This window comes from Haladaptatus ordinarius, assembly GCF_054177595.1.
The window spans coordinates 1-8,283 of the sequence record NZ_JBPEHH010000136.1; the positions used below are offsets into that span (position 1 = coordinate 1).

The window sequence follows — 8,283 nt, forward strand, 5'->3', positions numbered from 1 at the left end:
TCTGCCGAGAGAGGAGTTCCTCCCGGCAGATCTAGCAACGCTGTATCGGTGTCGATGGGAGGTAGAAACGTTGTTCCGTGAGCTGAAGACGCAGTACGAACTGGACGAATTCGACACAAACAACCCAGATGTGGTGAAAATTCTGCTGTATGCGGCGTTGCTGTCGCTATTGGTGAGCCGTGAGCTGTTGGATTTGGTTACCGAGGAAGCCGACGATGAGATCGTGTTTCCGCCGGAACGCTGGGCGGCGACCTTCCGGTCGCACGCCCAGCTCATCCTCCACGAACTCGGTGAGTACCTCGGCTACTCCCCACCGCCGTTGCTGGAGCGGCTGATCGAAGAGGCACAGAAAATCCACCAGCAACGACCGATACTGCAAGAGACGCTCGCTACCGCTACGCAACCGAGGTGTGAGTCTTAACTAAAGACGAATGATCTTTGTTATATGTTACTAATTGACGAGCCAGGAAACGCCGAATAGGGTATCTCTGGCACCACGACCGTCGTGAGACGGCACTGTAGCGACGACGCGAAACGAGACACTTCCACGAACTTCTCCACGCGACGTTCCGTCTGAGCCAGATGGTAGTATCTCGATTTATCATCACTGTTGGTGTGGTGACCGAACCGGCGGTATCTTTCGGTGAGCGCGTACGGTTCGTGCCCACGGTCATTCCGGTGTGTTCGCCGAACGTCGCTTTGTTTTTCCGGCCGGGAGCGACCACTGCTGAAGGTCCGACGTGGACGTCCGCCCACACCCGGTCGAGTCGGTGGATATGATGAGGAGACAGGCATCGGCACACCTGCTCGGTCCGTTTCTGAACTTCCGAATCCCGAATTTCACCCCCAACGAAACAGACGATATTTCGCGTGCAAGAACGATGGTGCTGTTTCTTCTTCTCGTTTCTCTCATCGTCCCGTCGGGTGACGGTCGTCGCCAGTGACGAAAAATCGGCCAGTCGTCCGTGGATGTCTGCCGACTTCGGCATCGTCGACAACGACTCGTACCTGGCCTCAGCACCGTCGTCACGCCATCGGACAGCACGAACCGATACGCCCCGGGAATGACGTCTCGTTTCGTAGCCGATTCCGAGCACGTCGTTCGGCTTCTTCTGGTCCGTCGGTAGAGACGTGTGGTCGCAACGTCGAGTGCGACCGTCTCGGGAAGGCGGCTCGTACCATCGTCGTGCTGTCCCGGTGTTCCGGAAAGACGCCGTAGGCTCGTCGTGCTCTACACGACCGCTGCGATTCGCTAATCCAGACCGGACTGTGACCCCGACCGGTTCGCGGTGGTCGTTCACCGACCCCTCGCTCGGGCATGTCCAGGAGTATACTCCGACCGCGATACCGACTCGTCGGTCGTGGCACTGCACGGACGTCGTTCGTGACGATATCGATATACGAACGGAAGATACGAAACGTGATACCGAATATCGATGCAATCGTCCGTGTCGAAGGTCGTCAACGAGCGGATCGACCGCGACGAACCGATCGACACACAGGTTCTACCACCGATTTGAAGATACGACGAGGTACATTCTACTCTCGACGAGCGGTGATAGCGTGGCTATCGGTGGACATCTATGGAAGAAACGTGACCGCTCTCCGTCGTTCGGTACTCGGTCGGTGTCAAAAAATCGTGGACGATCGTATGTGTCGACAGACTATAACTTCGTCTAAGCCTGTCCCGGAGGCGTGAAGCCGTTCTCTTATTCGGCTTCGTTTTCCTGTTCGTTGTCGTCCGCGCTCTGGCTCTGCACGTTCAGGTTCGACGCGCTCGCGTACCCGACCTGTGCGTTGGCATTCAGCTGCTCGCTTTCTTGCTCGGCTTCAGCCTCGCCCCCGAGCGCTATCGCACCGAACTGCTGCTGGTTGTTCCAGTTAGACTGACCAACGTACTGCTCTTGGTCCACAGAAGCGGATGCAGACTGATAGCTGTCTTGTTCTTGGTCGATCTCGTTCTCTTGGTCCTGTGCTACCACTGCGCCGCTGAAACCTGCTGCGATGACCGTCGAGGCGAGGGCCACCGCAATCAATACGCGAAGTGCCTTTTTCATGGTTGTATCTCTCCGGGCGGGAGAGTCGAACTGTCGGACGTACAGCAATCTGTACGTCCACCCCACCCGGTCAGCACTGTCGAGCGGGGTATAAATGAACGGCAGGTATCGTTGAAGTCCGTTCACTCTCTTTCGTGAACGGCGAACTCCATGCTAACGTGTTGTAACGAACGATGGGTCGACAGCGCACCGCGGTCACCGAAAATCGGACCGTTCGCGGATTTTCTCCTCTTTCGAACGGTTGAACGGGAGCGTATCCTCTCGTAACGACGAATGAGTTCGTGGTGTGTTATCTCCTCGCATTCGGGGCAACGACGAGTATCGCTCGCTCCCCAGCGGACAATATTCGTTACTCTACGCGGACCGACGCCGACAGTAGCGCAGTTCGACACTGTCTCAACAGACAGAAGCAAAATTCGACGCCGCTCGACCCCGTCAGAACCCGATTCCGAGCGCGTCGTTCGTCGTCTCGACGCTCTCGCGAGCGTCGGCAGCGTTCGTCACGGCACGAATCGCGTCCACGTTCTCCGGAACCACGTCGCTCTCCTGGTGAATCGCCTGGAAGAGATAGAGGTCGTTGCCTTCCATCGAAACCGACTCGCCCCAGACGCAGTTCTCCCAGAGGTCTGCACGCGGCCGGCCTCTGTCCATGGCGAACTCCTTGAGTTTGCCAGCCCCGTCGATGTTCATGCGTTCGGGGATGACGAACAGGCGCGACTGACTTTCGAGCAGGTCGCGTACCTCCTCGGCGTCGGGTTCGGCTTCCAGCGAGACGTTGATACTGTGCATGTGCATCAGCGTCGCCGGAACCTTCAGTCCGAGCGTGTCGATGGCGAGGTCCGGGAAGATGGTCTTCACGTCCGGCCCGTGGTGAGAGGGTAGCGTAATCGGGTTCGGCAGGATGTCGTTGATGGGGCCGCGGCCCGTCTGTGCCGGGTCGCCACCGCGTCGAACGAGAGTCGCACGAACCTTCTCGACACCGTACTCCTCGCGGAGTGGTGCGACGAGCCGCGAGAGGCCGGTCGTGTTACACGAGACGACGCGGACGTGTTGGGCACCTACCGCCTCCTCGAAGTTGGCGCGAGCGTTGAAGCTCACGTCGGCCACGTCTGCGGATTCCCCACCCTGATACAGCGCAGGCGTATCGTACTCGTCGTACAGCGATTTGTTCTCCGCGCCGATTCCGGAGGGGCAGGCGTCGACGACGACGTCCGCCTGTTCGACCATCTCGTCTACCATCCCGGCGAGTTCGATTCCCGCGTCGTCGAACTGCTCCGCCCGTTCCTCGATGGCAGCGTAGAGCGGATAGCCGTTCTCGATGGCTCCCTCGGCCTCGAAGTTGGGCCGGGTCTTCGCGACACCCACGACCTCCATGTCCGGTTGCGCGCGGACAGCGTCAGCGACTCGCTTCCCGATAGTCCCGTACCCGTTGATGCCGACCTGTAGCATGTACGTCTGGCGCTCCGACGCCCGCGACTAAAACGGTTTCGAGCCACAACGATGGAAAACAACTCGACCGTGAGTAAGTCGCGAAAGGGAACACCTAACCACGCCGACTACGACCCACCACCCATGAGTTTGGACGACGCGGCGCGAACCGCCGTCGAGCAGTGTATGGGGCTTCGACCCGACGAATCGTGTGCGGTCATCACCGACGACAAACGCCGGGAAATCGGGGAGGCGCTGTACGACGCCGCCCACGAGATAACGGACGACGTCGTCGTCGCACGCTATCCGGTCGGCAACCAGCACGGCGAGGAGCCACCAGCTCCTATCGCTGCCGCGATGGCCGGGGCCGACGTAGTGCTCGCACCGACGACCAAGAGTCTCAGCCACACCCGCGCACGCGGAAAAGCGAACGAAGCGGGCACGCGAGCCGCGACCCTCCCCGGAATCACGGAGGAAGTGATGGTCACAGGTCTCGACGCCGATTACGAGACCATCGACCGGCACTGCCAGGACGTCCTCGCGCAGGTCGACGGCGCAGAAGAAATCCGCGTTACGACCGAGAAAGGCACCGATATCACCTTCGAACCCGGTGACCGCGAGTGGTTCGACGACACCGGCCTCTGTCACGAACCGGGCGATTTCACCAATCTCCCCGCAGGTGAGGTGTTCGTCAGCCCCGAGACCACCAATGGTCGCTACGTCGTGGACGGAACGATGCGACCCCACGGCCTGCTCGAAGACGGCCAGACCCTCGAATTCGAGGTCGAAGACGGCTACGTCACCGAGATCAGCGACGACGACATCCGCGAACAGGTCGAGACCGCCGCAACCGACATCGGCCAGGACGCCTACAACCTCGCCGAACTCGGCATCGGCACGAACGTCGCCGTCACCGAACTCGTCGGTTCGGTCCTGCTGGACGAGAAGGCGGGCGGCACCGTCCACATCGCCATCGGCGACGACGCGGGAATCGGCGGCGACACCGACGCACCGCTCCACCTCGACGGTATCATCCGCGAACCCACCGTCTACGCCGACGGGGAGGTCGTAGACCTCCCGCAGCCCTGAAACCGGTCACTCTATGACACTCGTTCACGGAACCGAAGTCCACGGCGTCGACGTAGACCCCGAAACGCGCTGTTCACACTACGACTCCGAGCGCGACGTAATCGCCATCCGGTTCCCGTGCTGTGGCGAGTTCTACCCCTGTTATTGGTGTCACGACGCCGTCGCCGACCACCCCCGCGAAGCGTGGCCCGAAACGAAGCGGGATGCAGAGGCGGTGCTGTGCGGTGTTTGCGGCACAGAGCTGACGATTGCCGAGTATCTCGCCTGTGACTCGCGGTGTCCCGAGTGTGACGCGGCGTTCAATCCGGGGTGTGCCGAACACTACGAGTTGTACTTCGAGGGTTGACTCGCACTCCGCGCACTTTTACGCCCGCGGTCCATACCACGCTGATATGAGCGATACTGCGGAGCGCGTGGCAGTGGCCTGCCCGTCGTGTTCCCCCGAGTTCGAGACCGTCCACGAGGTGCTCAAACCGGGTGGACAGGCGACGGTACGCTGTACCGAGTGCAGTCACGTCCACAAGACGAAAATCGAAGAAGAACGGACCGAAGAGATGGACGTCGTCGTCTCCCAGGAGGGCGAGTCGTTCACCGCGAAGGCGGACGTGCCGATAGAAGAGACGCTGGCGGTCGGCGAGGAGTTCGTCCTCGAAACCGAGGAGGCCATCTTCGTCGTCCGAATCACGAGCCTCGAACAGGACGCGAACCGCCGCGTCGAGGAATCTGTCGCCGAGGACGTCGAAACCATCTGGACGCGCGCCGTCGACAACGTCTCGGTCAACGTCACCATCCACCCGAAAGACGGGCGCAGAGACGACTCGCGCGGCGTCAAGGTGAACATTCCGGGCGACTACGAGTTCGTCGTCGGCGAGACCGAAACGCTCGCAGACGAGGAGTTCACCATCGACGGCATCCTCGTCACCGACGACGCGACCGGCTACGACTTCGACCGGCTCGACTACGACGGCGACACCGTCGTCGCGAAGGACGTGAAACGCATCTACGCCGACGACGAAAGTTCGACCGCCTGGTCGGCGTGGTAGCATGTTCGGACGCGGAAGCGGCGGTTTCGAGGACGAACGAGATGCCCTCGTCCAGCGACTCGCCGACCGCGACAGAATACGAAACGAGACGACGCTAAACGCACTCCGGGCCGTTCCACGACACGAATTCGTCCCCGAAAACAAACGCCGAGAAGCCTACGCCGACCGACCGCTTCCCATCGGCGAAGGCCAGACCATCAGCGCGCCGCACATGGTCGCCATCATGACCGACCTGCTCGCTCTCTCGCCCGGTGACAGGGTACTCGAAATCGGGACGGGCTGTGGATACCACGCCGCTGTGACCGCGGAAGTCGTCGGTTCGGAGAACGTCTTCAGCGTCGAATATCACGAATCGCTTGCGGAGAAGACCCGCACCCGATTCGACGACCTCGGCTACGGCGACATCTCGGTCCGCGTTGGCGACGGGCACGCTGGCTGGCCCGAACACGCACCCTACGACGCCGCCTACCTGACCTGTGCCGCGTCCGACTTCCCGACCAGCGTCGTCGAACAGGTCCGTGCCGGCGGCCGCTTGCTCGCGCCACTCGGTACGGACGTCCAGCGACTCGTTCTCGCCACGAAGCGCGATGACGGCTTGCTCGAACGCGAACAGCACGGCGGGGTTCGATTCGTCCCGATGCAAGGAGAGTAGCTTTTTTCGGCTCGCACCCGAGCGGTCGGTATGGACTATTGTGAACTCTGTCTGCTGTGGGCCGCCCGCCAGACGGGTATCGTCGACGCCGTCATGTTCGACGCCGGAACACCAGCAGACGTCGCCGACGAGGCCGGCGTCACCCGACGTGCCGCGCGAATCACACTCGAAGCGATGGTCGAGATGGGCTTTCTCGAACGGGTCGGTGACGAGTACGAAGCGACGAATCGAGCCCTGGGACTGTTCGCCAAGACGGACGTGCGTTCGATCGGAAGCGTGCCACACCAGCTAGACTGTTTCGACCGATGGCTGGCGCTCCCCGAAACCATGCGAACCGGGTCGCCTCCCGAACCGCCCGACGAGTGGACGATGAACTTTATGGGTGCGATGGCGGCTGTGGACGAGACGACGGTTCGAGCCTGCGTCACCGAAGCAGTCCACGAACGCCCGGTCGCGGAGCGAATACTGGACATCGGTGGGGGCCCCGGCGTCTTTGCAAAGGAGTTCGTCCGCCGCGGTTTCGACGTGACACTCGTCGACAGGCCCGAGGTTATCGACATCGACCGGCGATTTCTCGAACACGAACCGATCGAACTCGTCACCGCAGACGTTACCGACGACCTGCCGACGGGGTTCGACCTCGCGTTCTGCTCTCGGGTCGCACACGCGCTCGGCCCCGACGAGAATCGGATGCTCCTCCGGAACGTCTTCGATGCACTCGACCCCGGTGGCGTGGCAGTCTTCGTCGACCTCGTGCGCGGACGCGCGAACGGTGCGGCGCTCATGGGGGCGCACATGCTCGCGCAAACTGAGAACGGTGACACGTACACCGCCGAACAGTTTTCGGACTGGTTCGAGAACGCCGGTTTCGCAGGGTTCGAAATCCGTGATATCCCGGGGACAGGACAGCAAGCCGTCGTTGGACGAAGGCCGCGAAATTGAAGACCGTTCGAACCCAACGCGAGTTCATGGAATCGGCGGTGTTGCGCGACGACATGGTCGCCAGCCTCGAACACGAGACCAAGGGGGTCGTTCGAAGCGACCACGTCGGTCTCGCGCTTCGGACGGTGCCGCGCCAGGAGTTCGTCCCGGTCGATGCCGACCAGGGCGCGTACGCAGACCAGTCGTTCGACTACCGAGGAACTCGGATACTCGCCCCGAGCACCGTGGCTCGATTACTGGAAGCACTCGACGTGCGCGAGGACGATTCCGTACTCGTGGTCGGTGTCGGCGTCGGCTACACCGCCGCAGTGCTGGCGGAGATGGTCGGCGAGCGGAACGTCCACGCGGTCGACATCACGCGCACCATCGTCTACGAAGCCCGGCAGAACCTCGAATCGGCGGGGTACGGCGGTGTGTTCGTGGACTGCCGCGACGGTGCCGACGGCCTGCCGGAGTACGCACCCTTCGACCGGATTCTCGTCGAAGCCGCAGCCATCGACCCGCCGCGAACACTCGTCGAACAGCTCTCGTCCGAGGGTCGACTGGTCGTCCCGCTCGGTGGGGGCAGCCAGCGACTGGTCGCCATCGAACGGTCGCCACTGGGCAGCGCAGAAGCTACCGAGCAGTTCGGAAGCGTCGCGTTCTCGCCGCTCCTCGTGGACGGCGAGCAGTCCGATACTCTCGAACGAAATCGCACTGCTCGGGAAGACCGCGAGTTCGCGGAGCGCCACGCACAGACGCGGCGGGGATGGGAACACGAGTGGATTGATTGGGACGGATACGGGTAGACCAGTCTACTCCCCGACGACCAGTATTCGCGTGTTCTCTCGCTTGTCGGCGAACTCACTCCCTGCGGGTGGCTTGATGTCGACGTCGAGCGTCCCGTCCTCCTGATTCGGCTCGAGTCCGACGGTAGTAGTGTGGTTAAGCTTACGCGCTTCCTCCCGCGCCTAAAGTCCTGTCTCTTACCCATAAGTCAGTGATAGAGAGAAAATCTAATCAAATGAGATCTGAGAAGAAGGAATGAGTCAAAATGCGGTCATCATTGGAACTGAACCTTGAGTCGCTATGA

9 protein-coding genes and 1 pseudogene are annotated in these 8,283 nt (G+C 61.5%); 7 read left to right on the plus strand and 3 right to left on the minus strand.

Features of this window, described 5'->3' with window-relative positions; all coding sequences use genetic code 11:
- The coding region (locus ACR3FF_RS24085) for a transposase (protein ID WP_458190662.1) at positions 1-421 on the plus strand (421 nt) is incomplete at its 5' end.
- A 1,288-nt stretch (positions 422-1,709) separates the two neighbouring features.
- On the opposite strand, the gene ACR3FF_RS24090 is transcribed toward ACR3FF_RS24085, so the two are convergent.
- Positions 1,710-2,057 (minus strand): hypothetical protein, encoded by a 348-nt coding sequence (locus ACR3FF_RS24090; protein WP_458190663.1) that lies wholly within the window; start codon positions 2,055-2,057, stop codon positions 1,710-1,712.
- 435 nt (positions 2,058-2,492) lie between these two features.
- Complete coding sequence (locus ACR3FF_RS24095; RefSeq protein ID WP_458190664.1) at positions 2,493-3,506, minus strand: type II glyceraldehyde-3-phosphate dehydrogenase; 1,014 nt, start codon at positions 3,504-3,506, stop codon at positions 2,493-2,495.
- A gap of 123 nt (positions 3,507-3,629) precedes the next feature.
- Here ACR3FF_RS24095 and ACR3FF_RS24100 point away from each other — a divergent pair, with 123 nt between their 5' ends.
- The 6 genes from ACR3FF_RS24100 to ACR3FF_RS24125 are packed head-to-tail and all read left to right on the plus strand — an operon-like array spanning position 3,630 to position 7,999.
- On the plus strand, positions 3,630-4,574 hold the full coding sequence (locus ACR3FF_RS24100) for an aminopeptidase (RefSeq protein ID WP_458190665.1): 945 nt from the start codon (positions 3,630-3,632) through the stop codon (positions 4,572-4,574).
- A gap of 13 nt (positions 4,575-4,587) precedes the next feature.
- Complete coding sequence (locus tag ACR3FF_RS24105; protein ID WP_458190666.1) at positions 4,588-4,920, plus strand: CHY zinc finger protein; 333 nt, start codon at positions 4,588-4,590, stop codon at positions 4,918-4,920.
- A gap of 46 nt (positions 4,921-4,966) precedes the next feature.
- On the plus strand, positions 4,967-5,617 hold the full coding sequence (locus ACR3FF_RS24110) for an HVO_0476 family zinc finger protein (protein ID WP_458190667.1): 651 nt from the start codon (positions 4,967-4,969) through the stop codon (positions 5,615-5,617).
- Position 5,618: 1 nt separating this feature from the next.
- The gene (locus tag ACR3FF_RS24115; protein ID WP_458190668.1) at positions 5,619-6,269 is read left to right on the plus strand and encodes a protein-L-isoaspartate(D-aspartate) O-methyltransferase; all 651 of its coding nucleotides are present in this window, start codon (positions 5,619-5,621) and stop codon (positions 6,267-6,269) included.
- Positions 6,270-6,299: 30 nt separating this feature from the next.
- Entirely contained in the window at positions 6,300-7,211 is a 912-nt protein-coding gene (locus ACR3FF_RS24120) for a class I SAM-dependent methyltransferase (protein ID WP_458190669.1), read from the plus strand.
- A 26-nt stretch (positions 7,212-7,237) separates the two neighbouring features.
- Positions 7,238-7,999: a protein-L-isoaspartate O-methyltransferase family protein gene (locus tag ACR3FF_RS24125; RefSeq protein ID WP_458190670.1), complete on the plus strand. Its 762-nt coding sequence runs from the start codon at positions 7,238-7,240 to the stop codon at positions 7,997-7,999.
- Between the two features lie 6 nt (positions 8,000-8,005).
- Here the strand turns inward: ACR3FF_RS24125 and ACR3FF_RS24130 are convergent.
- A pseudogene (locus ACR3FF_RS24130) lies at positions 8,006-8,116 on the minus strand (carboxypeptidase regulatory-like domain-containing protein); the annotation flags it as partial.
- Between the last annotated feature and the right edge of the window lie 167 nt (positions 8,117-8,283).

Coding starts and splice junctions, on each gene's coding strand:
- ACR3FF_RS24090 (WP_458190663.1), bottom strand. CDS start 2,057: ATGAAAAAGGCACTTCGCGTATTGATTGCGGTGGCCCTCGCCTCGACG.
- ACR3FF_RS24095 (WP_458190664.1), bottom strand. CDS start 3,506: ATGCTACAGGTCGGCATCAACGGGTACGGGACTATCGGGAAGCGAGTC.
- ACR3FF_RS24100 (WP_458190665.1), top strand. CDS start 3,630: ATGAGTTTGGACGACGCGGCGCGAACCGCCGTCGAGCAGTGTATGGGG.
- ACR3FF_RS24105 (WP_458190666.1), top strand. CDS start 4,588: ATGACACTCGTTCACGGAACCGAAGTCCACGGCGTCGACGTAGACCCC.
- ACR3FF_RS24110 (WP_458190667.1), top strand. CDS start 4,967: ATGAGCGATACTGCGGAGCGCGTGGCAGTGGCCTGCCCGTCGTGTTCC.
- ACR3FF_RS24115 (WP_458190668.1), top strand. CDS start 5,619: ATGTTCGGACGCGGAAGCGGCGGTTTCGAGGACGAACGAGATGCCCTC.
- ACR3FF_RS24120 (WP_458190669.1), top strand. CDS start 6,300: ATGGACTATTGTGAACTCTGTCTGCTGTGGGCCGCCCGCCAGACGGGT.
- ACR3FF_RS24125 (WP_458190670.1), top strand. CDS start 7,238: ATGGAATCGGCGGTGTTGCGCGACGACATGGTCGCCAGCCTCGAACAC.